Below are 25,225 nucleotides of genomic sequence, written 5' to 3'. Positions count from 1 at the left end.
TCTTGTAAACCTAGCTATTAATCGAATCATATATTATTATGTGGTTTTGATTATATTTATACCATGGATCAATGAATAACTTGAAAATGAAAAGAAGTACTTTGTTTCACCTATGTATGGTGATACTTTTTATTGCCTGTTCTAAGTCTGAACCAAAATCATATGAATACTGGAACAATCTAGTCTCCGAAAAGTATGAAGAAATAAATGCCTTAGTCCAGTCTGTCCCCTGTACAGATATTGAAGCGTTTGAAATTATAAAAAGGAATGGTTATTATCCTGTTCACTTTTCGGTAAGAAAGCAATTCGATAGACTTCAGGTCGAGTTGGAACAGCTCCAACAGGAAAGGAATATTGCATCGAGTAGAGAAGGGATGCTGAGCGATATTGGACCGAGGATACCCAATCATCCTCTTCGTAAAGTATGTGATAGTGGGAAAGCGAAACTTATATATGTCAAAGATCTTTCTATGGAAGAAATAGATTCCGAATTACCAGTTCGGTATAAAGAAATAAAAGCTTTCTATAAAGACGTTAGGTGTACGGATGCGAGCCAGTGGACTGGTCATTATATCTTTTCAGATTGCAAAATGGAAGCTATTGCTGTCCATAAAACTGATCGTCATGAGGAAATGCTTGAGAGAATAGATATTTATAATTTAATGAAGATGCGGAAAGCTGCTTCGGAGAATCTAAATTGTAATAAAACCTCGTCTAATAGTGTATTTTCAATAAAGCCAGTAGAATGTAGGGATGAAAAGCCCGTTGTGATAGAAAAATGATCCTGGATGTCTAGATCTTCTCCCACAGACCTCTCTTTTTGACTGTGTCAAGCCGATGCGTGTTGGAGTTGATTTCCAGATAGAGGCTGTCGGAGGTTTCTTTGAGCAATCCTATCTGATAGCCCCGATCAAATCCCATCTTTGAATTTGGATCAAAAAATGCATCTGTTCTTTTCCTTGCGATTACTTTCTCTGCAAAAGGATAGTGTCTGACTATCCAGTAATTATGTGGCGTGACCCGAATGACATATTTGCTGTTGCTTATCAAAGCGGTCCCAGATAGACCATCTTTTGTCACTTTGTAAAAAATCAGTACAGCGCCACCGACCAATGCGAGCAGTATTCCAAAAAAGAGGTTTTTTTGAGGGAATAGCATAAAGAGACCAAGAAAGCCTATTGCTGCAAAGGGGAGCGTCAAAAGTTCAATCGCTAGACTGATATCAAAGAAATAACGCAATAACAAGTCACCGAACATGATCAGAAGCATACCTGTGATCAGAGTTAACAATACTTTTTGCAATAATGTCAGTGACTTTTTTTTCATGAACAAGCTTTTTGCATTATTCAATTTAGCAAACTGTGTTCCAAAAAAGACATGTTTATCCTCTCAAATCATAGCAGAATGTACATGGGGTCATGTATGTGCTTTAGGTGCGCTAAATTTTTAGATTCGAAAGTAAAGTATCCAACTGTTCAAAGTCTACGGTCATGCCTTCTAAAAAGCCCATTTTGATTTCTGTTTCTAGGTCTTCAGCCGAATTATAGGTGAGTAGGATTTCTACGCTTACCCTATCTTCTTTCAGGACAAAAGTATTCTTCCATTCATTTTGGGGGAAGTCTGGGTTCAGTATACCGTTTTCGTCCGAAAAGCCGCCTTTCATCGTAAATGATTTATTGTTTTCGATCGAGATGAAGTCCGCTTTGCTCCAATGTTTTTCACCTTCGGGGCTCACCATAGCATAGAGCCAATGACCACCAGGTTGAAAATCCATCACTTTTGTTTCCGCACGCCATGGCTTTGGTCCCCACCATTGATCCAATAACTCAGATGTTGTCCATGCATTCCATACGAGCTGGAGGTCTGCTCTGAATTCACGGACCATACGGATTGTTTTTTCTTCTTTATTGACTGTGTAGTCAAATAGTAAGTTGTTTTTCATGTTTCTACTGTTTAATAAATTGCCCACCTTCATCAGGTTCCATTCTCGTAATAAAGTTAAGTGCCATCGTCATGCTTTGCAAATTAGAGAGAATTACTTGTCTTAGGACAAGATTCCAAATGGTAGCAGTAGGGATGCCCAGCCTATACCTTGGTATAGGAATTGCTATACAGATCATCAAAAGTGGGGAACAATGGGCGCCATAATTCACCACAGAAAGTAATATGAATCACAATTTACGTATGAAAGTAATATTAATACTATTGACGATAATAGGTGGCGTAGTCACTTTATCCTGTAGCAATACCGGAAAACAAGCTGTCGCGACAAAAGAAGTGAGCGAAAAGATAGGCAGAACCGAAACTGACGAAGGAATTCAGGAGCCGACCGTAAGTGGACACCATAGAGTCGAAGAGGCCAACATCATCAAGAGTCTCCCGGTGAAAAATTTTGTTATCATTGATTCAACTAATTTTGATAATTATCAGGAAGAAGGTGTCTCGGACGATGCTTTTATCAAAAAGATAAAGTTCCAAACGTCCAATAGCAGTGCTGCGCATTTCAGAATAAGATATAGCGTGCCTTTTTCCAAAAATTTCAGCGCCATCGTTATTACCTATAGGGATGGGGAGCATGAACTCATTACGACCTTAGTCACCTTAGATAAAGATGGGCATATTATTGATCAGTTGGATATTGCTTATGACGAGGTTGCCGAATCTGCGTTTAGCAAAGTCGGTAAGTTTGAGAAAGACCGGATCAGCGTTCAAAGCTGGAACTATATGAATGAAGTGCCTACGCATGAAGAGAACGTATTTTTGGTGCTGGAGACTGGAAGGCTTAAACCCCTGTAAAATTGTTTTTACATTCTTAATGTAGAAGGGGGGGCGTTGTGGGTTCTCATCCCTTGGTCCTACGAAATAAGTATAGTAAGAGCTGTATTCGACGGCATTGCTATAAACGAAAAAAAGTCCAACTTTCGTTGAACTTTTTCGGTCTTTGCGGAGAGAGTGGGATTCGAACCCTATATTTAACCTCTTTATTATCAGTGTTATATTTTTGTTTTCAAAAAATGTACACCTATTTGTATGCCTTTTCTACTATAGAAGTCCAGTCTGGAGTAAAGAAACAAATATCCACTAGAGCCTTTTTTTCTATACAGCCTATATTGATAAATTCAATGAATGAAAAGATGCCATCTGGGTTTATTAATGACCAGGAAGTAAGTAAGATTTTGAAAATTTGATTGTTATCCTGATTACATTTGATAATCAGCTATTTTAAAAATAATGCTACAATAAGTGTTGTCAATGAAACTATGATGAATCCAATTGGATAGTAATCATCAACTTTAGTATTCCACTGAACTTTTTTGTTGTATATGTCTGATTTAATTTTATATATACCACTTGAAACTCCTAGAATGATTAGTATTATAAATAAGCCTAATCTTGCCCACCAATAAATTGAAACCCCAAAGAAAGTCACTGAAAACAAGAGAATAGTGCAAATAATAAATAAGAATTTTATCATTTGCAAATGACCTCTATTTACTTCATCAAATGAAGTAGATTTTAAGTTTGTGTGTTTAAGGATATAATATCCTTGTGTTAGGCCATTTATACTTGCTGTTACTGTCCAAAGTGAAATTAAGGTAAGGATTAAATACATGATTAAATATTAGTTGGTGTAAAATAAATAAAAATTATAAACATAAGGCAATAATGTGAAGCTGTTGTCCTTACTGCTTCATATATCATTCAATGTGATTTACTTGTTTTTCATGTTGTCAGTAAATCATGTTTTGTTGTTCAGCAATGTTTGAATCATGACAAGTTTATATATATTGTGCAAATATAGGAAGTTATCTTTTATGATAACCAAGTAGTTGTCAAATATGGTAACCTTTGTTCATTGGTGTGTGCAATGGACAAAAATGAGCTTCAAATACTTATTGGAAAACGTATAAAACAATTGCGGGAATCTAAGAATATGTCCCAGATTGAGTTAGCTTCATTGTGCAATTTTGAAAAATCTAATATGAATAGGTTAGAAGCTGGAAATACTAACCCTACTATTTTTACACTATATATAATAGCTGAAAACTTAAATGTGCCACTGATTGAGTTAATTGACCTAAACATTTGATTTTTTTTTATCAAATTTATGGTATCAATCAATGTAAATTCTAAAGCTGCAACCTTGCAACTTGTTTTTTTATTCTATAAATAGCTTAATTTTAAAATCCTTAATGTTAGTTTGATTCCTATCAAGAGAGATCAGCTTTTTCTCATTTTTCAGGCCTGTAACACAATATTGCTCAGCAATGGACTTGTGAAAATGCTTATAAAAGGTTGATTTTATTCTTGAAAAGTGAACATACAGAGCATCTTTGTTATTAACAACTTGTAGAACTGTCTCTCTTATTTTATCCCAATTGTTTTGATTAGAAATATTTTTATAAATGCCTAGAAGTTCAGTTTCATATTTATTTATATTGTTTAGCTCAATGCCTTCTGGATGTAATAGGAATAGAAAGTAGATGGATTTTGTTAGATGACTTAGCTTGATTTCAGTATTATTAAAGTCTGTCAACACTATTCTGTTGTCATGTTGGATTTCCAACCTACTAACAATTTCGAAACCATTGTTGATTTGTATATATTGTTGTAACAATGGAAGGATAGTAAAGAGTTTACCTTGCTCTTGAAGTAAAAGTAGTTTTTCATTAATTACCTTTATATGCTCTTCTGTTTCATGTTCTAAAGGTGTATCATCGTGGTTATTAACTATTCTTGGGGAATAAAGTATTTGAGATCTAGTTTCACTTAGATAAATGCACTCTAGTGTTGTCTTTGCAAATAATAGAGATTTTTTTTCCGAATAGCTTAGTAGAAAATTAGATAAGAATTCAAAATCGTGATCTTCACTAAAATAACAAACTTCCTCTTCTGAATATTTCTTTTTGACTGCAATGAACCCACTTTTTAGATGCAAAGGTAGGTTAAAGTAAAGAAGGATTGTATCTAAAAATGATGTGTAGTGAGATTGAAAATTAGCTGTATTTGGAAAATAATATGATCTTATGTCAGGATCCAATTCGTAATCACTATTTAGCAGTATGAATTTTAAATTAGCTTTCTTAGCTAATAACCTTATATTATTAGCATTCTCTTTGACCCAAGTACTTTCTCCAAAATACAATAGATGATCATCAACTATGTTTGTTACAGGATAATCAAATATTGGTGCTTTTTCTAGCCTTTCTTTTATATTCAACATGATGTATAATGCAAAATACAAAAATCAATATTAAAATTGACGATAATTGTTCTTTGCAAGGTTGCATTTGTTGTGATAAAGGCTATTTACTTAATGAATAAGCTAGTAAATATTTAAAAAATACTGTTTCAGATATTAGATGCATTGGTGAGCATTCCTCTTCTTGATATTTTTAATATCAAAATTCACCAAGAGCAAATAATTTTATAATAGGTGAATAAGTCTTTGATATGAATTATTCACCTTTATCTAGCTAATAGGAGCTTGCTTGAATTTGATTTTCTATGATATTGGCAAATTGTTTGCCAGTAGGAATTTCTTCTTCTGTATAAACATATTTGTGAGCAAGTGTAACTATTTCTCCTGTCTCTTTGATAGTGTATTCATATTCTTCACAGTCAATTTTTACAACAGAACCATTGAGTTGAGAACCTACTAGTGCTTGGGAGGTTAATTCATCAAAAGTGGATGAGATGAAGCATTTCTTTGCAGTGGCATAAAATAATCCTGTAGATTGACTTCTTACCATTTCAATCCCACCTTGGATTTCTAACAAACAAAAGTCTTTGCCTGTGTCAGTTGTAAGTTTTTTGTAGTTGATAATTGTTACCATTTTTTTAGTTTTTGAGTTTGAAAAATTTATATATGATACTCCAATAGAATTCATCAATATTTACTATGGAGGCCGGAAATTTATTTTCGTAATCTGAAGAAAGGGGGGATGTTTTCTTTTTTTAATGGGTGGGGGTACTTGTTCTAGGTGATTGACGTAAAAATTTTTTTAAGAAAAATAGTTGCCCTCCATTTCAGGAGGGCTTTTTTAACTCAAAAACCAATGATATTTGCTATTACCATTTAGTGCCTGTTGTACTCCCTGAATAAAATCAAATGAGTTTAAGTTTCTGTCAAAGAAAGTGTCTATATAGTTGCTTTTATTAGCTTGGGTAAGTAGATTATAGACATTCCATAAATTTATATTGCCATTGGAATCTTTGCAAAAACTTTCATCTTTGTAGTAATCTTTTGAAATAGAGTTTATTATATTGTCGTTGATTAGAAGGTCTGGTAATTCTCTTTTTTCTTCTCTTGGTAAATATTGGTATAATTTACTTCTACCAATTAAAGTTGAGAACTGGTGCTCTGTTAAATAATCATCTAATAGGTTTTTCATGGAATTGAAATGTCTAAAAGCATCATAATTATCTATCATTTTCATTATGGAGGCCTCTAGCTCAAACAGATTATTGATTTTTAACTCGTTTATAAATCCATCAGATGAGACACACATGTTGCAACATACTTTGTTTTGAAAGCCAATAAATATTTTAAACTTTTGAAGAGTTTTCTTGCTGTGTAGGTTTTCGCTACTATAATTCCTAACTCCCCCAATTGATAGTTGAATTTCGTTACCATTGATAACCTCTTTAACATCGGGAATGTTTATAATAAATGCCATTCTTTCATAGTAGATGGTTTTTTCGTGATTTAATAAATCTTTGGTGTTCTTGTGAATTGCATCTGGTGTTCTTCCTTTTATTTCGTGGGATACCCTTATTTCAGGATCATTAATGCTTAAATTTCCAAAACACCTTGATATTACGTCAAATGTTGTATCAATAAATTCACTATGTGAGATCAATCTCTCATTGTCTTTTGAAAATACAGGGATGATACATTCATTTTGTAGGTGATCCATAGCTATCTCTATGGTGTTAGCTTCAATAAATGGCTTATGATTTGATTTAATTCTTACGTCGAGTTGATTTTGGTTGAAGTTATTGTCTAATGATGCTATTGTGGGTAGAAAACTCTGTTCTATCACTCTATTTTGTAATAAATTCATACTATTAATTGATTATAGTGTTTTTAGTTAGTTGTTTCTTTCTGATTTCATAGTCTGCTAGTAAATCTTGTGATGTATTTGGGTAAGTTTTATACAGCTCGTATAAATTTTGTATACTACTGCAACTTTGAATCTGATTGTATAAATCCTGTAAAGCTATATTCTCTGTTTTAATACCTGTATTAATACAACACCATTCTATTATTTTGTTACCAATTGATGCATCTAATAATAGGTTTGATTTATCATTAAATAATCCTGTTCTATCTTTACTGGCTGTTGCTCTATGGTTGGAGTTAAGTTCTAACACAATCGTGAACTCGTAGTCTATTCCTTCTCTTTGGATAGCTTTTAATCCAATTTTTTCAGGTATGTTTTTTCCATCTTTTTGATTGATCACATAGTCCTGTTTAGTTCTCATGGTAACTATGATGTGAGTAGGAGATTGTAATATATAATCAATAAATTTTTTATGTCTTGGAGTTACTTTATTCCAATTTGTGAAAGAGTTGCCAAGTAATGTAGCGTGAAATTCTAATAATTCATCCCAACAAGGGGATATACTATCAATAATTATCACCTCTTGGTCTGAATGCTCACAAACTTTTATAGCTTCTATGTATTTTTCAGGTGTGAACGGAGGAGATAAAGATATAACATTGTAGTCACCAAGATGGGAGTATAAGTCTGCACTCCCATTTTCTGTATCAATGATGCATACTTTAGACAGGTTGTTTTGTGATAGACCTTTTGCAATTAAGATACTTGAAAATGTTTTGCCACTACCTGCAGTACCTTGTAAAGCAAGTTTTATTTTGGTTGATTTCCTTTCTGCTTTTCTTATCATCATAACTTAATTTTTTTTAATATAAATGTTTAGATTTTTTAAGATGTACTAGTTCGTAGATCTAGATGTACCAGGAGTGAAATGGAGTTATAATAATCTAATAATTCTCGTCTTCTTGGTTAGTTTGATAAAATAAAAAATCCCTACACAGGATATGTAGGGATTGTATGAGGTGAGATTTTTTTTTATTTACCTTATAGTAGTATTTATTTTTTCTCACCTTCTTCTGGAGTAAACTTGGTTTTTTTTTGCTCCGATTTCATCTTTTTTAAAGCCATTCTTGTCTACTAGAAGAAGTTCTATTATGAGCTTTGGAAGTTGGGTATCATCTAGTCGATTAACTCTTGGCTCTTGGCCTAATAGATATTTCTTTATTACACTTAAGTTGTTATTTATAAATGATGAAATATGTGGTTCATTAATAACTTTTTGTTGTATAATATCAAGTGAGTTCAATCCTTTATCCCACACTTCTGATGTTGCCAATAACATTTTCTCTAGTTCTAGTAGAATTTTTTTACCTTTTTCCTGCTCTTCAAACTCTTTTACCAGTGAATTATCCTGATCTTCTCCCGTTACCATCTCTATTTTACGTGTTTTAGAGTCTTGCAGATCCTTTGCTATATTGTTTTTTATTAGCTCTTTTAGTTTTGGCTTTGATAAGTTTAAAGTTGAATTAGCAATACAATCTTCAATTAAATTGTTCAGCTTCGTTGTAGATAATTTTTTATCCTCTATATAAAATGAAGTATCACAAAGGGCTAACTTTGTTTTTTCAACTAGTTCTTTATCACTTAAAACTTTGCCTGAGTTTTGTGTTTTAACTTTATCTATCGATATCTGAATACACTTTTGAATATCAGATGGGGACTTTAAGCCTCTGTAGATTTGTTCATATGTGTTGATGTCAACTAAACTACATGTGGTAAACTGATTAAAAAGAGCAGCCCATAAAACAAATGTTCCAATGCTACCACAAAAAAAATTATCCTGTAAATATTTGTCTCCGTATTCAAATGAGAATTTCTCAAAATGAACGACGTCTAATGGGGTTGTGATTGTTACTGCTCTTGTTATTATTTCGTGTTGTGTTGTTGCAGTCTTAAAGATTGTACACCATTTGTTATAGGTGTCCTTTAACAACTTAAATTCTTTATTGACATCGGAGTATTTACAATATTTATTTTCTATTAGTCCTGTATCCACTATTTGTTCTTCAATAGGCTTTAAGAATGCTTTGTGTTTTACACTATCAATAAATAGAGCATCATCAAATATGATATGTACTTTTCCTTTGTTTCTTTGTCTGCCTATAGTTTGTAGCAATTTGATATAGCCTTGACTTGAATAAATATTGTTGAGAATCACTTTTCTTGAGCTAGGTAGTATGACAATTAATTCGTGATCTGGATGTGTTATATTGTTTCCTGTTGTAAAAGTTGTTCCAATATTTAATAGGGTAGGATCATATGATTTTTTGTTTCTATCTTGACCAATACAGATGTTAATCTGTTTTGATGTTTTTAATTTTGCTTCAATAATATTCTTTCTAATTTCTTGAGCTAGAGATTTTGTAGGTGTAATTATGTCTATGTGACTACTTGTCATTGATTTTATTAACTTTTCGATGACATAATCAAAACTTTTTATGCTTGTGTCAGAAACAATATGTAAATGTAGATCACTTAAGTTTTTCCTCTGTTCTCTTTCATTTTCAAATATTAATATGTTGTTATCTGTTAATTCAGCCAAATATTTCAATACGACTTTAGATACCTCTGAGAATGTCGCAGAAGCACAATAAATTTTCTTTATTATATCTTTAAACCTCCACAGTTTTTGAATGCTGGTTTCATTAAATAACTCAATAGACTCATGGATCTCGTCAATGATTAGTACTAGTTTTCTATCGTTTTCTTTTGAAATGGTTAAAATATCATGAAGGTAATCTAATCTTTTAGCAGATGGAAAAGCTTGTTTCTCTATACCAGTAGAAAGCAATAGATGTGTAGTTAACAGATGAACTTTATGAGTTGTTACATCAAATTTAACTCCTTTATCTATATCATCTATAGTTAAAATTTGTTTTTTAGTTATGGACGTGTCTTTAAGTATATTATTGTGGTATTCTTTTATTAGTGAGTGGAAAGGAGCTGAAAGTAATACAATATTGGTTGGGTCATTTAAATGCTTTTCGATAAGCTTAATAAGACTGTAAGACTTTCCTAATCCTAACCCGATATTTAATACTGTAGTATTAGAATCTTCAATACTTCCTGATTTTGGTGTTATTTCAGTGTAGTCTATAAATTCTGTAGTAGGGTTAGGAGTAAGAATGTCTTTACTAATGTGAAATTGAGTACAGTCAAAGTCTGCTGTTTCTATTTTTTTATACTTTATAGAATGTGTTTTTGGTGATACTGGAATTTTCATGTAATAAGTATATGCTTAATTACAAGTTTATATTTTATTTTTCACTATTTCTATAGCCTCCACTACTTTTTTATCCATGATTTCTGCATAATATTCTTGTGTCATAGTTATTCTGGAATGACCTAATAACTTGGATACAATTTCAATGGGTATGTCATTATACAAAAGTACAGTAGTAGCAAAGGTTTTCCTTGCTACATGATGGGTTAAGGTTTTGTTTATACCAACAATGAATGCAACTTCCTTTATGTATACATTAAATTTTTGATTGGAAATATTAGGAAAACAGATATCGGAGTCGCTTTTTTTATATTTTTCTATAATTTCTTCGGCTCTTGGTAATAAGGGTACAAATATAGATTTGTTGGTTTTCTGCCTAATCATCTTAATGATCCTGTTTCCCTGTATTTGCATGATGTGTTCTTCGGATAGATTCTGCATCTCATTAAATGCTAACCCTGTGTAGCAACAGAATACAAATAGATCTCTTATATAATTCAACTTCTCTTGGTTGAAATTAAACTCTTCCAGTTTCCTTAACTCAAATTGATTAAGATATATGATGTCCTTTTTGTGACGTTTACTCCTATATAAAGTAAATGGATCTTTTTCTATAAAATCCATACTTACAGCTAGCCTTATAATTTTTCTTAATCTCTGAATAGTTTTTTGAATTGTATTGGTTTTAAAGGACTTTTCGGTTTTAAGATATAAATCAAAGTCGTATAGAAAGTTTAGGTTCAATTCTTTTAGCCTAATGTCCTTTTTTGAGTATTGGAACTTGATATACTCCAGAACGTGATTTTCTGTTTGTTGGTATTTTTCTAATGTAGTAATGGCAACATCAATATTTACCAGGGCTTTCATTTTATTGTTATGTAGGTTGAATGCTTCTGAAATGAATTTATCCTCCTTAATATTTTCACCTTTGAATTGTGAATATATCATATCAACATCTATTGAATCTTTTCTATGTAGTTGCAGGAAAATAAAACCTTGATTGATCTTGTTTTTAATAATGCTGAGCTGATTGTTGATAATTGAATTTTCTTGATTGTTTGGAATTGCTACCTGTTTCTTGTTGTTCCAATTCTTTGGATTAATAAATAATCCGGTTGAAAATTCTTTTCTGTAGCTATTATAAGTTATCCTGCATCTAATTGGGCAGATACCTTTTACATTGGTTCTGGTCTTCATTAAAAGGAATAGAATTTTTATCATTGTATAATTTATTAGTTAACCGTATATGAATTTTATGACATTATTGCAAAGGGGATATTATGATGAGGATGACTACGAAAGTGATCTAAGGCATCAGGAAAGTGTTGATGAACTATTAAATAGGCCTTTTGGGGAGGTTTTGTCTGATTTCTTCTTAGGTTTGGTAATTCTAGGCTTAATAGTTTTTGGATTTATAATTTTTAGAGATAAGATAAAATCTAGGAAAGTGTTCAAATGGCTATACATAATCTATGCAATTACACTTTCTGTTTTCTTCTTCAAATATTTTGGGATATTTCTATCTATAATTATGAAAAATATTTTGTGGATAGGGTTGGGGATATATTTAATCTATCACAATAGGGCATTTATCGCAAAGTATATAAAGGAAAATATACTCAATATTAAAGGAGAGGACAGGGAAAAATAATGTACACCTAGAAATTTTTATGTACACCTATTTGTATTCCTTCATGAGTAGGAAGTATACCCTGCGGGTTCTCATCCCTTGTTTTGTACAGTAAGAAAATCTGGTGCTATATGATAGGCTTTTGCTATAAACAAAGAAAGTCCAACTTTCGTTGAACTTTCTTTTAGTCTTAGCGGAGAGAGTGGGATTCGAACCCACGGTACCGTTTCCAGTACGACAGTTTAGCAAACTGTTCCTTTCGGCCACTCAGGCATCTCTCCCTGTTTCGACAGTGCAAACATAAGGCAAAAAAATCATTATACAAATTTTAAATGCCGTTTTTTTGATATTTTTTAGTCTTTAAATATTAACCTATTGATGCTCATTTATTTATTGTAAAACATCTTTTTTCTTGCTCAAATCGTAATCTATGCGTACATGATAAATACTCATCAACATGTTTTTGAAAATATGCGCGACATCACTGATGTCCTTCATCGTTATGTTCGCATTTTCGAATTGCTTTTGCATGAGTTTGTGCTCAATGATTTTGTCGACAAGGTTACTGATAGAGTCTTTTGTCGGCTCTTTTAGAGCTCGTGCGGCAGCTTCTACCGAGTCTGCTACCATGAGGACGGCTGTCTCTTTGGAGAAGGGGATGGGCCCTGGGTAGTGGAATATCGTCTCGTCTACCAGCTTGTCCGGGTTGTCACGAAGAAATTCGTTATAGAAATAGTCCACACGTGTGGTACCATGGTGCGTTTTGATGAAGTCTATTATTACTTCTGGCAGTAGATTGCGCTTTGCTATTTCTATACCTTTAATCACATGCGAAATGATGATTTGTGCACTTTGCTCCGAAGTCAGCTCCTCATGGGGATTAACCCCATTTTTTTGGTTTTCGATAAAGTAAAGCGGATTGATCATCTTTCCAATATCGTGATACAGTGCTCCCGCTCGGATTAACAGGGGATTTCCTCCAATTTTGTATACAGCAGCTTCTGCAAGGTTAGCGACTTGTAATGAATGCTGAAAAGTCCCAGGTGCCTTTAGCGAAAGTTCACGTAGCAGTTTGGAGTTACTGTTTGTGAGCTCCATGAGGGTTAGGTCCGATACGATGCCAAATAGTTTTTCGAAGGCATAGATGAGTGGATAGGCCAGAAGTGTGAGACCTACGCTGACAATAAAAGGTGTAATGTCATTCCAGTAAATGTTACTGACAGAGCCATTCCTTGTCAACACGAGCCCGATATATCCAATGATATAAGTGGCCAGTATGAGCAAGCTCGAAATCAGAAATTGTTCGCGCTTGACCATTGTTCGGATACTGTATATCGCAACCAAACCCGACATGAATTGTAGGAAGACAAAATCATAACTGTTGGGTACAAACAGGGCCGCAATCAATACCATCAACAAATGTATATTCAATGCTACGCGGGTATCAAATAGAATCCTGAAGATAATAGGTACACCACAGTAAGGAATAAAATATAGACTCGATATACGCATATTGATTGCCCAAGAAAGTACGCCAAGCATAGCGAGGATCACAATGAAAATAATGACAAGAAGCCTGTTGTTATCATAGATTTGTCGTCTAAAGTAGTACAAGAAGACCATTAGCAGCGTCATGGCTAATCCTACAAGTAAAAATTGACCTAGCGCTACGTAGTTCTTGTTACCGGTGATCTTGGCTTCATCTTCAAATACTTTGCGTAAAGACTCGAGTTTCTGATAGGTGTCGTTATTTACAATCTTGTCCCGTTCGGCAATCAGTTCGCCTTTTTGGACCATACCTCTGGTGCTGGATATATTGCTCAATGCCGTTTGTTCGACTTTGTCTGTCAGTGATTCGTTGTATATCAAGTTGACCGTAATATAGTTTTTGAGAACCTCTACAAACCATTTCTTTCTGCTGATATCTCTATCTCTGTCTAGGTTTGACTTGACATATTCGTAAGCGGTTTCGATGGTAAAACAGTCAACTGTGTTTTTTTGAGAAGCGACATTATTATTCAGTAAGGTGAAATTGTAATTGGCATCGGTCTCGTTCAGTTTTTCACTTTCTGTGCCCTTAGTTTGATAGCGGTTATTTAGCGAGAGGACTCCTCGGTTGTAAATCGCACTTAATAATTCAACGCCCTTTTTTTTGTAATCGTCTATTTTAAGTGAAGGAACCGTGTCCATCTGGCTGCTTTGCCATTTTTCTGCAAGATCGGTGGTGAACTGATCCACCTGTTCTTTACTGACCGAAGTGTTGAGATTGTAGATGGGTTGGACTGTTTTGAGTATCTGTTGTTTATCCTTGTCGAGCTCTTCTTTGGTTTTTAAAACAGCAAAATTATACGGGGAAATAAGATTGTCGTGGTTCCAGGGTTTCCCTTTTTGAAATTCATACTCGAAACGAGGTTGTTTGGGGAGAAAAAAACATATCAATAATACGGTAGAAACGACCATGCCGTATCTAAAAAGTAGTGAGTTACTGTTTAGCTTAGAGGTTATGTAATTAATCTTGAGTTTTGCCACCTTTATTGTGTTTTTGTTGAAGTCCTGGTACAAAAGTAATTATTATTCGTCATTTTCGCTTTAGATTCCCTGTCGGTTTCTTATTCTGATGAACGGCTCCGATTTTGTCTTGGCAAATACAAAGCATTTTAATTAGGTTTGTAGAAGGATCAACTATATTATAAATACAATGTCAAATAATAAACGATTGGTAGCACCATCGATACTTGCAGCAGATTTTGCGAATCTTGAAAAAGATATCACTATGATCAATAATAGTGATGCCGATTGGTTTCATGTTGATATTATGGATGGGGTGTTTGTTCCCAATATTTCATTCGGTTTTCCGGTCATGCAGGCCGTGGCCAAACATGCGAGGAAACCTTTGGACGTGCATCTGATGATTGTAGATCCAGATCGTTATCTTCAAGCGTTTAAAGATAGTGGCGCATCTATTATCACGGTTCATTACGAAGCTTGTACACATCTACATCGTACATTGTCGGCTATTAAAGAACTGGGCTGTCAAGCCGGGGTCGCCCTTAATCCCCATACACCTGTACAGTTTCTTAAAGATATTATAGCCGATATCGATATGGTGTGCATTATGTCCGTTAACCCTGGGTTTGGAGGTCAAAAATTTATAGCCAATACTTATTCGAAAATAAAAGAACTCAGGCAGCTGACAGCAGGGGTCAACGACAACTTGCTTATCGAAGTCGACGGAGGGGTGACCTTGAGCAATGCCGCGCAGCTTGTAGAGGCAGGAGCAGATGTATTGGTCGCAGGATCGTTTGTGTTTAACGCTTCAAGTCCTACAGACGCAATTCACGAATTGAAGAATATTGAAGGACCAGCACAGATGGTATAAGGCAGTGTTGCGCCTGTACGGATCATGTCAAAAGCAATTCCTTTTATAATGGAGTTGCTTTTTTTGAAGGGGAGTATTTATTTTATACAGCCATATTTTATAACAAACCGAGCTTGGTGTTTAGAATAATTCCAAATTACCTAATCAATTGCCTAAATTATATTTAAAGGCTGATTTTTATTACTTTTGCCTCGAAAAAAATAAAGATTATTGCTAAATAGTTAATGAAAGGCAGTAGGATTTAAAATTGTATCTAAATAGCCTCAAAAACATAGAAAACTAAAGATGAGTATTTACAACGATTACATATCAGAAACTGAAGAGAGAAAAAATATAGGATTACATCCAAAACCAATTGATAGTGCAGAGTTGACAGGTGAGGTTATTGCACAGATCAAAGATCCTAACCATGCGGATAGAGCTGAATCGTTACGATTATTTATCTATAATACACTGCCAGGCACAACTCCTGCGGCAGGTGTAAAGGCAAAGTTTTTAAAAGAGATTATTTTAGGAGAAGCTACAGTTCCTGAGATTACGACAGCATATGCTTTTGAATTGTTGTCTCATATGAAAGGGGGACCTTCTATTGAAGTTCTCTTGGATTTAGCCCTAGGGAGTGAAGAAGTTGTCGCAAAACAAGCAGCCACTGTTCTTAAAACACAAGTATTTTTATACGATGCCGATACAGCTCGTTTAAAAGAAGCTTATGACAATGGCAATGCTACTGCGAAAGATATTTTAGAAAGCTATGCAAAAGCGGAATTCTTTACGGAACTACCTGCTGTTGCAGAAGAAATAAAGGTAGTCACCTATATCGCTGCTGAAGGGGATATATCTACAGATTTATTGTCGCCAGGTAATCAGGCGCACTCGCGTTCGGATCGTGAATTACACGGCAAATGTATGATTACGCCTGAGGCACAAGAGGAAATTCGTGCTTTACAAGCACAATACCCAGATGCCAGCGTGATGTTAATTGCTGAAAAAGGCACAATGGGGGTGGGGTCTTCGCGTATGTCGGGAGTTAATAACGTGGCTTTATGGACAGGTAGACAGGCTTCACCTTATATTCCATTCGTAAATATTGCTCCGATCGTGGGCGGTACAAATGGTATTTCTCCGATATTCTTGACGACGGTGGATGTAACTGGTGGTATCGGGATTGATTTAAAAAACTGGAAGAAACAAGTTGATGCGAACGGTGACGTAGTACGTAACGAAAATGGGGATCCTGTTTTAGAGGAAGTCTATTCGGTCGCAACAGGAACTGTTTTAACAATCAATACCAAGACTCAAAAGCTATATAATGGCGAACAAGAATTAATCGATATCTCCAGATCTTTGACTCCTCAAAAAATGGAGTTTATCAAAGCAGGGGGGTCTTACGCTATTGTTTTTGGAAAAAAAATCCAAACATTTGCTGCGCAGACACTAGGTGTTACAGCTCCCGTGGTCTTTGCACCGTCAAAGGAAATTTCGAATGACGGTTATGGGTTGACAGCCGTTGAGAAGATTTTCAATAATAACGCTGTTGGCTCTACTCCAGGAAAAGTATTACATGCAGGCTCTGATGTTCGTGTCAAAGTAAATATTGTAGGATCTCAGGATACGACAGGATTAATGACCTCACAGGAGCTGGAAGCGATGGCTGCTACAGTTATTGCACCTACTGTAGATGGAGCATACCAATCTGGATGCCACACGGCATCCGTTTGGGATAAGAAAGCACAAGCCAACATTCCTAAGTTGATGAAGTTTATGAATGATTTTGGGGTGATTACAGCACGTGACCCTAAAGGATCATATCATTCGATGACGGATGTTATTCACAAAGTATTAAATGACATTACTGTTGACGAGTGGGCTATTATTATCGGTGGTGACTCGCATACTCGTATGTCTAAAGGGGTTGCTTTTGGTGCCGATTCTGGTACGGTAGCTTTAGCTTTGGCGACAGGTGAGGCTTCTATGCCGATACCTGAGTCTGTGAAAGTAACCTTCAAGGGTACGATGAAAGAACACATGGATTTCCGTGATGTAGTTCATGCGACTCAATCCCAGATGTTGAAGCAGTTTGACGGTGAAAACGTATTCCAAGGTCGTATTATTGAAGTTCATATCGGTACATTGTTGGCGGATCAAGCCTTTACATTCACGGATTGGACGGCAGAAATGAAAGCCAAGGCATCTATCTGTATTTCTCAAGATGATACCTTGATTCAGTCTTTAGAGATTGCGAAGTCTCGTATCCAGATCATGATCGACAAAGGTATGGACAATAAAAACCAAGTGTTGCAAGGTTTGATTGACAAAGCTGATAAGCGTATCGGAGAGATCAGGTCCGGCATTAAGCCAGCTTTACAGCCTGACGACAATGCAAAATACTATGCAGAGGTTGTTATCGACTTAGATATTATTGAAGAGCCGATGATTGCAGACCCAGATGTAAATAATGCGGATGTTTCTAAGCGTTATACGCACGATACTATCCGCGATTTAACATTCTATGGCGGCGAAAAGAAAGTCGATCTAGGTTTCGTAGGGTCGTGTATGGTTCATAAGGACGATTTAAAGATTGTTTCTCAAATGTTGCGTAATGTAGAGAAGCAACAAGGGGTAGTGCAATTCAATGCTCCATTGGTTGTTGCAGCACCTACCTATAATATCATCGACGAGCTGAAAGAAGAGGGCGATTGGGAGTACTTGCAAAAATACTCGGGTTTTGAATTTAGCGATGCGCTACCAAAATCTACTGCACGTACAGAATACGAGAATATTATGTATTTAGAACGCCCAGGCTGTAACTTATGTATGGGTAACCAGGAAAAGGCTGCCAAGGGTGATACGGTAATGGCTACGTCAACGCGATTATTCCAAGGTCGTGTGGTAGAAGATAGAGATGGTAAAAAAGGGGAGTCTTTATTGGCATCTACGCCTGTAGTTGTATTGTCTGCTATTTTGGGACGTATCCCAAATATAGAAGAGTACAAAGCTGCAGTGGAGGGTATTAATTTGACCAAGTTTACGCCAATGTCGGTGAAGTAATCAAACATCTAAATATGTGATTTGGATATTCCAAATTACTGATAAAAACCAAAAGAGACCACCGAAAAGTGGTCTCTTTTGGTTAGGCAAAAGGTGTATGGATTTAGTTAGAATGATTTTAAATAGATTAGTTGACAATATTTTGAAAATCAATTCTAAAAATAATTAGTAAATTGTATAAAATTGATTTAAGTAAGAACGAAATAATATATTATGGCTTTTGATATTGAAATGATTAAGAAAGTTTATTCGCAGTATGATGAGCGTATTAAAGCAGCTCGTCAGATTGTTAATAAACCATTGACACTTTCTGAAAAAATTTTATACACGCACCTTTGGAGCGGAAACGCCACAGAGGCTTATGAGCGAGGTAGATCGTATGTAGATTTTGCACCGGATCGCGTAGCGATGCAGGATGCTACAGCTCAAATGGCTCTTTTGCAGTTTATGCAAGCTGGTCGTGCCAAAGCGGCAGTACCTTCAACAGTACACTGTGATCACTTGATCCAAGCTAAAGAAGGTGCGGATAAAGATTTGGCTCGTGCTAAAAGCGAAAGTTCTGAAGTGTTCAATTTCTTAAGTTCGGTTTCTAATAAGTACGGTATAGGATTCTGGAAACCTGGAGCAGGTATTATCCATCAAGTTGTTTTGGAAAACTATGCGTTCCCAGGTGGATTGATGATCGGTACGGACTCGCATACGGTTAATGCTGGCGGTCTAGGTATGGTAGCGATAGGTGTAGGTGGTGCTGATGCCTGTGATGTGATGGCAGGTTTGCCATGGGAACTGAAGTTTCCTAAGTTGATCGGCGTTAAGTTGACAGGAAAATTGACTGGCTGGGCTGCTTCTAAAGATGTAATCTTGAAAGTCGCAGGTATATTGACCGTAAAAGGTGGTACAGGCGCTATCGTAGAATATTTTGGTGAGGGGGCGGAGTCTCTGTCTTGTTCGGGTAAAGGAACTATCTGTAACATGGGTGCAGAAATTGGTGCTACTACTTCTACATTTGGTTATGACGCAGCTATGGAACGTTATTTACGTGCCACTGGCCGTGCTGATGTAGCTGATGCTGCCAATGCCATTAAAGAACACTTGACAGCGGATCCAGAAGTATATGCCAACCCTGAGCTTTATTTCGACCAAATAATTGAGATTAATCTTTCGGAGTTAGAGCCTTCATTAAACGGTCCTTTCACTCCCGATTTATACACACCTGCATCGCGTATGCGTGAGGAAGCTCAAAAAAATGGGTGGCCTACTAAGGTAGAGTGGGGATTGATCGGTTCTTGTACCAACTCTTCCTACGAGGATTTGGCACGTGCAGCTTCTATTGCTCGTCAGGCTGTTGAGAAAGGCTTGGTTACCAAGGCTGAGTTTGGTATTAATCCGGGTTCAGAACAGGTACGCTATACAGCAGATCGCGATGGGTTGTTGAAGACTTTTGAAGATTTGAATGCTACAATCTTTACGAATGCCTGTGGGCCATGTATTGGAATGTGGGATCGTGCAGGTGCTGATAAGCAAGAAAAGAATACCATTGTACACTCTTTCAATCGTAACTTTGCGAAACGTGCTGATGGTAACCCCAATACGTATGCATTCGTAACCTCACCCGAGATGGTAGCGGCTATTGCTATCTCTGGAGATTTGGGCTTCAACCCAGTGACGGATACATTGACCAATAAAAACGGCGAACAGGTAAAACTAGATCCGCCTACCGGAGATGAATTACCAACAAAGGGATTCGATGTCGAAGATCCAGGTTATCAGGCTCCTGCTGCCGATGGCTCGTCGGTGGTAGTAGACGTGTCTCCAACGTCAGATCGTCTACAGTTATTAGAACCGTTTTCGCCTTGGGAAGGTACCGATCTGAAAGGTTTGAAATTATTGATCAAAGCAAAAGGCAAGTGTACAACGGATCACATCTCGATGGCAGGTCCTTGGTTGAAATACCGTGGTCACTTAGATAATATTTCTAACAATCTTTTAATTGGTGCTGTAAACTATTTTAACGATAAGACAGATAATGTACAGAACCAACTAACGGGTGAGTATGGTGCGGTGCCGGCCACTCAACGGGCGTACAAAGCTGCTGGCATAGGCTCAATTGTCGTAGGGGACGAAAACTATGGTGAAGGCTCTTCGCGGGAACATGCAGCGATGGAACCACGTCACCTGGGGGTACGTGCCGTGTTGGTTAAATCTTTTGCTCGTATCCATGAGACCAACCTTAAGAAGCAAGGTATGTTGGGGCTGACTTTTGCTGATAAGGATGACTACGATAAGATTCAGGAAAATGATACAATCGATATCTTAGGATTGACAGAGTTTGCGCCAAACAAACCATTGACTTTGGTCTTGCACCACGTAGATGGCTCAGAGGATTGTATCTCGGTAAATCATACGTATAATGCACAGCAAATCGAATGGTTTAAAGCAGGTGGTGCTTTGAATATAATCCGTGCCAATCAAGCAAAATAATTTTTATTAACAATAATTTAGAATCCCGATAGATGCTATCGGGATTTGCTCTTTTTCAATAGTAATGTTTAAACAAATATCGATGTTCCTCCTAGGAGCAATGGCCGTAAGTCTATCTGTTACAGCCCAAGAAACTACTGCAACTTCAAATGAGGACAATGGGGTAGCCAAAAGTATATTCAACCCGAAATACAATCGATTAAAAAGCAATAAAGGTAAGTTCTTTGCACATTGGGGCTATAATTTCTCGAGCTATGCGAAGAGTGATATTCGTTTTCAAGGACAAGGATATGACTTTACGCTCAAGAATGTGAAAGCTTCAGACCGCCCGACCAAGTTGGGATGGACTTATATCGATCCCGGAAGAATAACAATTCCTCAATTTAACCTGCATTTCGGATATTTCCTAAAAGACAACTACAGTATCTCCTTAGGTTGGGATCACATGAAGTATGTCGTAGATATACCACAGACCGTAAAATTTGTAGGACATGCGGATAAATTGGTTTCTGACCCCGGTGTTCCCTCCGGTATTTTTGGCGAGGCCAAGGATGGAGAATATATAACACTTAACGATGAGGATTTAGCATTTGAACATACCGATGGTTATAACTTTGCAGCCGTCGGAATCGAGCGATATGATGATATATGGGTATCGCAATCGCGCAAACAATCGGTAAATACGGAATTCGGCTTGGAAGGTGGACTTTTGGTGCCCCGCTCGGATGTACGGATATTTGATTTGGGTAAAAACCATTATTGGAATATTGCAGGTTATGGTTTTGCTGCGAAGGCAGGTGTTCAGTATCATTTTCTAAAATGGATGTATTTGCAAGGAAGCTTTAAGACCGGTTTTACGGATCTTAGTAAAATCAGAACAACAGGAAGAAATGGAATCGATAAAGCCTCCCAGACCATTTGGTTTTTTGAAAATTACTGGGTGCTAGGTTTTCGATTCTAGTACATAGATTAATAATTGTTTACCGAATAAGGTAAGGTCTTACTATTTCAGTAAGACCTTTTTTGTTTTATAAGCTGGTCGCAACAAAAAATAGAACATTCCCTATACTGCTGACACACCTTTGTCAAAGACGGCGATATCTTTGGATAAACTAAAAACATAAAGAGATATGAACACACAAGGTATTGTTTCAAAGGAGGAATTTTTAAAGAATTGGCAAGGACACCGTGCATTGGCCAGGCGTGTTATAGAGAAGTTCCCAGAAAAGGAATTATTCGAATTTTCGATTGGAGGTATGCGTCCGTTTGCAGAGATGGTTAAGGAGATGCTGTCTATCGCTGTCCCCGGCTTGGAAAGCATTGTCTCCAACAAAATCGAAAAGTACGACCACAATTTGCCATTAGCTACCAAAGAGGAGCTTCTCGCTCGATGGGATGCGGATACACCTAGAATAGATGAATTGTTCAATCAGATTCCCGTGGATAGATTCAAGGAGAATTTTAAAATTTTTGGAGAGTATGAGTTCCCGATCGTTGAGAATATTCAGTACTTCATCGATAATGAAGTGCATCATCGTGCACAGGGATATGTATATCTACGGGCGCTGGGGATCGAACCTCCTTTCTTCTGGGAAAGATATTAGTATTTAGAAAGATTACGGAACAAGCAGCCTTTGTAAAAAAGAGGCTGCTTTTATATTTTATACCCCTAATTTATAGCGTAATTATAGATCATTTTGTAAGTTCGCATACGAAAAAACTCATCATGACGCAATCAACAACATTGACAAAAGGAACGCTATGGCTGATGACTATCGCATCGGGCTTAGTTGTAGCTAATATTTACTACAATCAGCCTTTGTTATCCTTGATAGCAGAAGATTTTGGTGTCGGTGAGTTTGCTGTTAGTAAGATACCTGTGATGACACAGATCGGTTATGCCTGTGGTCTGCTGTTTATTGTGCCTTTAGGGGATAAGGTCTGGCGTCGCAAGCTTGTTTTGTTTGATCTGATCGCAGTGATATCGTGCTTGATTTGGATCTATTTTTCGAGAGATCTTTGGATGTTATATGTGGCTAATTTTATTTTAGGTATTACATCAGTCATTCCACAGTTATTTGTACCGATGGCAGCCGAACTATCATCTGCCCAACGGCGATCTTCGAGCATCGGAATGGTCATGTCCGGATTGTTATTGGGGATATTGTTGTCCCGCATGTTCAGTGGCGTAGTGGGGGATTTATGGGGATGGCGTATGATGTATTTGATAGCTGTCGGCTTGATGGGGCTTACCTGGCTGGGGATATATAAACTGCTGCCAGATCCTACACCCAATTTTAAAGGCAGTTACAGTTCTCTGCTTCATTCGGTTGTCACTTTAGCTAGAAAGCACCCGTTGTTACGGTTGGCATCCTTTAGAGGCGCGATGGCTTTTGCAGGAATGTCCGCTGTTTTTACGACTTTAATTTTCCATTTGGAAGGCCCTCCATTTTTTGTCGGTGCTACTGTTGTAGGTAGTTTTGGACTTGTTGGTGCAGTTGGCGCATTGGCTGCCGCTTCAGTGGGGCGATTCACACGAAAATGGTCTAACTACAAAATCATTTTTGCAGCATTGCTTATTTTATTAATGAGCTGGGCATTTACATTTGGTGCGGGCGAGACTTATTGGGGCTTGATTGTTGGCATTATTTTACTTGACTTGGGATTACAGGCTACTCATATTATGAATCAGACCGATTTCTTTGCAATAGATCCTAAAGCTACCAATAGACTGAATACGGTATACATGGTATCTTATTTTATTGGTGGTTCTTTGGGGACCTTAGTCGCTTCCTGGGCTTGGCAGTATGCACAGTGGACCGGCGTCTGTACAGTCGGTATTGGATTCAGTGTATTGGCACTGGTGGCACATTTGGTCTTTGCAAAAAAAGTGTATTAGCAGTTTTGTCGTTTATTTAATTCGCCCGACTTTAAAAATGATAGGAAAGTTAACCTTTCGCATTTCGGTTGCACCCCATGCTTGTCTTAGTTCTTGTTCTATTAATTGCACCGGGTTATTGCCTTTTGCTTTTTCAAAGTGCTGAACTGCTGACCAGGTATGCAAGTATCCCAGGACATTATCTATACTCCATAGTTTTATATTGACAATATCCGGAGTCTCTAGTTCTCGATAGGGGAAGGGGATACTTTGGTATCGTTGTTCAATATGTCTACGTTCAGGATCCCAATAGGGGCCGACAATCTCGGTATAGAGTACTTTTATGATATGGTCAATTTCCGGTGTGATATTTAAAAGCTCATACCCAAATAAAGCAATAATGCTATTCGCTCTGCCGACACGTTGCACCTCCTGATTGAATTTGTCAAAATCAAACCAATGTATTGCCTGGGCAACTGTTATCAAGTCAAAACTGTCGGTCGGAAAGTGGGTCTGTTCCGCTTGTTGTACGGAATATATTATGTTGTCGGCAGGAGGAGCTTTCTCCAATTGCTGAGCGCTTATATCCGTTGCATAGACGGTCTCAAAGTCTCTTGCCAGTTCCAGTGCAACTTGGCCTGTACCTGTTCCACAGTCCCAGGCACTCTCTCGCTGACTCAATAGCGGATATATAAAATCGTAGATCGTCTGCGGATAGGTAGGCCTAAACTTTGCGTATTGATCCGATATATTAGAAAAGTTATCCTTCATGGCGCGATATCTTTTCTATAAAATTAGGAAAAAAATAGGATGAAGTTAAATTAATTTTTTCGAATTAGACTTTAGCTTCCTTGGCAGTTATAGTGGCAACTTCCCATTCCTGTTTTAATAGGGAGAAGATATTTAGATCAAAATATACGTTTCCATGTTTCTCCATTTGCCTTAACACACCTTCATGCACGAAGCCTAAGCGTAGCGGAATAGCCGAACTCTTTTTATTTTCAGTAGCTGTAAGTATTTCGACTCTTTGAAGATTAAGGCCTTTAAATGCTACTTCCAAAATCATTTCAGTGGCTTTGGTTATAATACCATTTCCTTGCTCCTCTTCTACAAGCCAATATCCGATAGACGCATTGTCATTAGTTCTATCGATCTGATGGATACCGATTCGACCGATCAGTGTGTTTTTTCTAAAAATGTTGTACGTCAATTCGTGACCTTTTGCACTGTTCTCCAGGGCATGTTTAAGATAAGATACGGTATCCGATAGAGCTTGTGTATACTCTACCCAAGGGAGGAATCGGCTCAGAAATGCTCTGTTTGTATCGATAGCATGAAAAAGAGCGATAGCCTGTTCCTCATGGCTTGGTATGAGCAATATATCCTCGGAAAGACTGATCGTTTCGACTGGTTGCTTTGGAGTTTCGTGCTGCATGGTGTTATGTAGGCTCTAATGTAGGTA

22 protein-coding genes and 1 tRNA gene are annotated in these 25,225 nt (G+C 36.7%); 10 read left to right on the top strand and 13 right to left on the bottom strand.

Annotated features, from left to right (window positions below):
* Positions 1-86 precede the first annotated feature (86 nt).
* A complete protein-coding gene (locus tag M472_RS39820; RefSeq protein ID WP_144062764.1) occupies positions 87-782 on the top strand; it encodes a hypothetical protein in 696 nt (231 codons plus the stop codon).
* Positions 783-792: 10 nt separating this feature from the next.
* On the opposite strand, the gene M472_RS39815 is transcribed toward M472_RS39820, so the two are convergent.
* Both M472_RS39815 and M472_RS39810 read right to left on the bottom strand, forming a co-directional pair.
* Positions 793-1,326, bottom strand: coding sequence for a hypothetical protein (locus tag M472_RS39815; RefSeq protein ID WP_021071600.1), 534 nt, complete (start codon positions 1,324-1,326; stop codon positions 793-795).
* A gap of 112 nt (positions 1,327-1,438) precedes the next feature.
* On the bottom strand, positions 1,439-1,942 hold the full coding sequence (locus M472_RS39810) for an SRPBCC family protein (protein ID WP_021071599.1): 504 nt from the start codon (positions 1,940-1,942) through the stop codon (positions 1,439-1,441).
* A 242-nt stretch (positions 1,943-2,184) separates the two neighbouring features.
* Here M472_RS39810 and M472_RS0123015 point away from each other — a divergent pair, with 242 nt between their 5' ends.
* Positions 2,185-2,796: a hypothetical protein gene (locus M472_RS0123015; protein ID WP_021071597.1), complete on the top strand. Its 612-nt coding sequence runs from the start codon at positions 2,185-2,187 to the stop codon at positions 2,794-2,796.
* 421 nt (positions 2,797-3,217) lie between these two features.
* Here the strand turns inward: M472_RS0123015 and M472_RS39805 are convergent, their stop codons facing one another.
* Positions 3,218-3,613, bottom strand: a complete 396-nt coding sequence (locus tag M472_RS39805) for a hypothetical protein (protein ID WP_021071595.1) — start codon at positions 3,611-3,613, stop codon at positions 3,218-3,220.
* Between the two features lie 255 nt (positions 3,614-3,868).
* Between M472_RS39805 and M472_RS46010 the strand changes: the two genes are divergently transcribed.
* The gene (locus tag M472_RS46010) at positions 3,869-4,090 is read left to right on the top strand and encodes a helix-turn-helix domain-containing protein (protein WP_021071594.1); all 222 of its coding nucleotides are present in this window, start codon (positions 3,869-3,871) and stop codon (positions 4,088-4,090) included.
* A 69-nt stretch (positions 4,091-4,159) separates the two neighbouring features.
* On the opposite strand, the gene M472_RS44655 is transcribed toward M472_RS46010, so the two are convergent.
* The 6 genes from M472_RS44655 to M472_RS39775 form a co-directional block, all read right to left on the bottom strand.
* A complete protein-coding gene (locus tag M472_RS44655) occupies positions 4,160-5,224 on the bottom strand; it encodes a hypothetical protein (protein WP_021071593.1) in 1,065 nt (354 codons plus the stop codon).
* Positions 5,225-5,477: 253 nt separating this feature from the next.
* Entirely contained in the window at positions 5,478-5,837 is a 360-nt protein-coding gene (locus tag M472_RS39795) for a hypothetical protein (protein ID WP_021071592.1), read from the bottom strand.
* Between the two features lie 207 nt (positions 5,838-6,044).
* Positions 6,045-7,067, bottom strand: a complete 1,023-nt coding sequence (locus M472_RS39790; RefSeq protein ID WP_021071591.1) for a DUF3871 family protein — start codon at positions 7,065-7,067, stop codon at positions 6,045-6,047.
* Between the two features lie 4 nt (positions 7,068-7,071).
* Positions 7,072-7,917: an AAA family ATPase gene (locus M472_RS39785; protein ID WP_021071590.1), complete on the bottom strand. Its 846-nt coding sequence runs from the start codon at positions 7,915-7,917 to the stop codon at positions 7,072-7,074.
* Positions 7,918-8,130: 213 nt separating this feature from the next.
* The gene (locus M472_RS39780) at positions 8,131-10,347 is read right to left on the bottom strand and encodes a DEAD/DEAH box helicase (protein WP_021071589.1); all 2,217 of its coding nucleotides are present in this window, start codon (positions 10,345-10,347) and stop codon (positions 8,131-8,133) included.
* Positions 10,348-10,374: 27 nt separating this feature from the next.
* Positions 10,375-11,544: a site-specific integrase gene (locus tag M472_RS39775; protein WP_200859640.1), complete on the bottom strand. Its 1,170-nt coding sequence runs from the start codon at positions 11,542-11,544 to the stop codon at positions 10,375-10,377.
* A gap of 58 nt (positions 11,545-11,602) precedes the next feature.
* On the opposite strand from M472_RS39775, the gene M472_RS39770 reads away from it, so the two are divergent.
* Positions 11,603-11,998 carry a hypothetical protein gene (locus M472_RS39770; RefSeq protein WP_158499929.1) on the top strand — a complete coding sequence of 132 codons (396 nt, stop codon included), beginning with the start codon at positions 11,603-11,605 and terminating at the stop codon, positions 11,996-11,998.
* A 173-nt stretch (positions 11,999-12,171) separates the two neighbouring features.
* Here M472_RS39770 and M472_RS39765 read toward each other — a convergent pair.
* Positions 12,172-12,258 (bottom strand) — tRNA-Ser (locus M472_RS39765).
* Between the two features lie 109 nt (positions 12,259-12,367).
* The gene (locus M472_RS39760; RefSeq protein WP_022829425.1) at positions 12,368-14,506 is read right to left on the bottom strand and encodes an HD family phosphohydrolase; all 2,139 of its coding nucleotides are present in this window, start codon (positions 14,504-14,506) and stop codon (positions 12,368-12,370) included.
* A gap of 169 nt (positions 14,507-14,675) precedes the next feature.
* Here M472_RS39760 and rpe point away from each other — a divergent pair, with 169 nt between their 5' ends.
* The 6 genes from rpe to M472_RS39730 all read left to right on the top strand — a co-directional run bounded on the left by rpe (position 14,676) and on the right by M472_RS39730 (position 23,784).
* A complete protein-coding gene (gene rpe, locus M472_RS39755; RefSeq protein WP_021071585.1) occupies positions 14,676-15,356 on the top strand; it encodes a ribulose-phosphate 3-epimerase in 681 nt (226 codons plus the stop codon).
* Between the two features lie 285 nt (positions 15,357-15,641).
* The gene (locus M472_RS39750; RefSeq protein WP_021071584.1) at positions 15,642-18,404 is read left to right on the top strand and encodes a bifunctional aconitate hydratase 2/2-methylisocitrate dehydratase; all 2,763 of its coding nucleotides are present in this window, start codon (positions 15,642-15,644) and stop codon (positions 18,402-18,404) included.
* Between the two features lie 213 nt (positions 18,405-18,617).
* Complete coding sequence (locus M472_RS39745; RefSeq protein ID WP_021071583.1) at positions 18,618-20,885, top strand: aconitate hydratase; 2,268 nt, start codon at positions 18,618-18,620, stop codon at positions 20,883-20,885.
* A gap of 82 nt (positions 20,886-20,967) precedes the next feature.
* Complete coding sequence (locus M472_RS39740) at positions 20,968-21,846, top strand: hypothetical protein (protein WP_031301927.1); 879 nt, start codon at positions 20,968-20,970, stop codon at positions 21,844-21,846.
* A 169-nt stretch (positions 21,847-22,015) separates the two neighbouring features.
* Positions 22,016-22,489 carry a DinB family protein gene (locus tag M472_RS39735; RefSeq protein ID WP_021071581.1) on the top strand — a complete coding sequence of 158 codons (474 nt, stop codon included), beginning with the start codon at positions 22,016-22,018 and terminating at the stop codon, positions 22,487-22,489.
* Positions 22,490-22,611: 122 nt separating this feature from the next.
* Entirely contained in the window at positions 22,612-23,784 is a 1,173-nt protein-coding gene (locus tag M472_RS39730; RefSeq protein WP_021071580.1) for an MFS transporter, read from the top strand.
* Between the two features lie 12 nt (positions 23,785-23,796).
* On the opposite strand, the gene M472_RS39725 is transcribed toward M472_RS39730, so the two are convergent.
* The gene (locus M472_RS39725) at positions 23,797-24,534 is read right to left on the bottom strand and encodes a class I SAM-dependent methyltransferase (protein WP_021071579.1); all 738 of its coding nucleotides are present in this window, start codon (positions 24,532-24,534) and stop codon (positions 23,797-23,799) included.
* 64 nt (positions 24,535-24,598) lie between these two features.
* The gene (locus M472_RS39720) at positions 24,599-25,198 is read right to left on the bottom strand and encodes a GNAT family N-acetyltransferase (protein ID WP_021071578.1); all 600 of its coding nucleotides are present in this window, start codon (positions 25,196-25,198) and stop codon (positions 24,599-24,601) included.
* Positions 25,199-25,225: the final 27 nt, after the last annotated feature.

The sequence above is a fragment of the Sphingobacterium paucimobilis HER1398 genome (genome assembly GCF_000416985.1).
In the GTDB taxonomy this organism is placed as follows: Bacteria; Bacteroidota; Bacteroidia; order Sphingobacteriales; family Sphingobacteriaceae; genus Sphingobacterium; species Sphingobacterium paucimobilis.
Note: the sequence above shows the minus strand (reverse complement) of the source record. Positions and strands in the feature narration are given on the sequence as shown.

Coding starts and splice junctions, on each gene's coding strand:
- M472_RS39775 (WP_200859640.1), bottom strand. CDS start 11,544: ATGAAGACCAGAACCAATGTAAAAGGTATCTGCCCAATTAGATGCAGG.
- M472_RS39745 (WP_021071583.1), top strand. CDS start 18,618: ATGGCTTTTGATATTGAAATGATTAAGAAAGTTTATTCGCAGTATGAT.
- M472_RS39795 (WP_021071592.1), bottom strand. CDS start 5,837: ATGGTAACAATTATCAACTACAAAAAACTTACAACTGACACAGGCAAA.
- M472_RS46010 (WP_021071594.1), top strand. CDS start 3,869: ATGGACAAAAATGAGCTTCAAATACTTATTGGAAAACGTATAAAACAA.
- M472_RS39790 (WP_021071591.1), bottom strand. CDS start 7,067: ATGAATTTATTACAAAATAGAGTGATAGAACAGAGTTTTCTACCCACA.
- M472_RS0123015 (WP_021071597.1), top strand. CDS start 2,185: ATGAAAGTAATATTAATACTATTGACGATAATAGGTGGCGTAGTCACT.
- M472_RS44655 (WP_021071593.1), bottom strand. CDS start 5,224: ATGTTGAATATAAAAGAAAGGCTAGAAAAAGCACCAATATTTGATTAT.
- M472_RS39720 (WP_021071578.1), bottom strand. CDS start 25,198: ATGCAGCACGAAACTCCAAAGCAACCAGTCGAAACGATCAGTCTTTCC.
- rpe (WP_021071585.1), top strand. CDS start 14,676: ATGTCAAATAATAAACGATTGGTAGCACCATCGATACTTGCAGCAGAT.
- M472_RS39735 (WP_021071581.1), top strand. CDS start 22,016: ATGAACACACAAGGTATTGTTTCAAAGGAGGAATTTTTAAAGAATTGG.
- M472_RS39725 (WP_021071579.1), bottom strand. CDS start 24,534: ATGAAGGATAACTTTTCTAATATATCGGATCAATACGCAAAGTTTAGG.
- M472_RS39815 (WP_021071600.1), bottom strand. CDS start 1,326: ATGAAAAAAAAGTCACTGACATTATTGCAAAAAGTATTGTTAACTCTG.
- M472_RS39805 (WP_021071595.1), bottom strand. CDS start 3,613: ATGTATTTAATCCTTACCTTAATTTCACTTTGGACAGTAACAGCAAGT.
- M472_RS39810 (WP_021071599.1), bottom strand. CDS start 1,942: ATGAAAAACAACTTACTATTTGACTACACAGTCAATAAAGAAGAAAAA.
- M472_RS39750 (WP_021071584.1), top strand. CDS start 15,642: ATGAGTATTTACAACGATTACATATCAGAAACTGAAGAGAGAAAAAAT.
- M472_RS39785 (WP_021071590.1), bottom strand. CDS start 7,917: ATGATGATAAGAAAAGCAGAAAGGAAATCAACCAAAATAAAACTTGCT.
- M472_RS39780 (WP_021071589.1), bottom strand. CDS start 10,347: ATGAAAATTCCAGTATCACCAAAAACACATTCTATAAAGTATAAAAAA.
- M472_RS39740 (WP_031301927.1), top strand. CDS start 20,968: ATGTTCCTCCTAGGAGCAATGGCCGTAAGTCTATCTGTTACAGCCCAA.
- M472_RS39730 (WP_021071580.1), top strand. CDS start 22,612: ATGACGCAATCAACAACATTGACAAAAGGAACGCTATGGCTGATGACT.
- M472_RS39770 (WP_158499929.1), top strand. CDS start 11,603: ATGACATTATTGCAAAGGGGATATTATGATGAGGATGACTACGAAAGT.
- M472_RS39820 (WP_144062764.1), top strand. CDS start 87: ATGAAAAGAAGTACTTTGTTTCACCTATGTATGGTGATACTTTTTATT.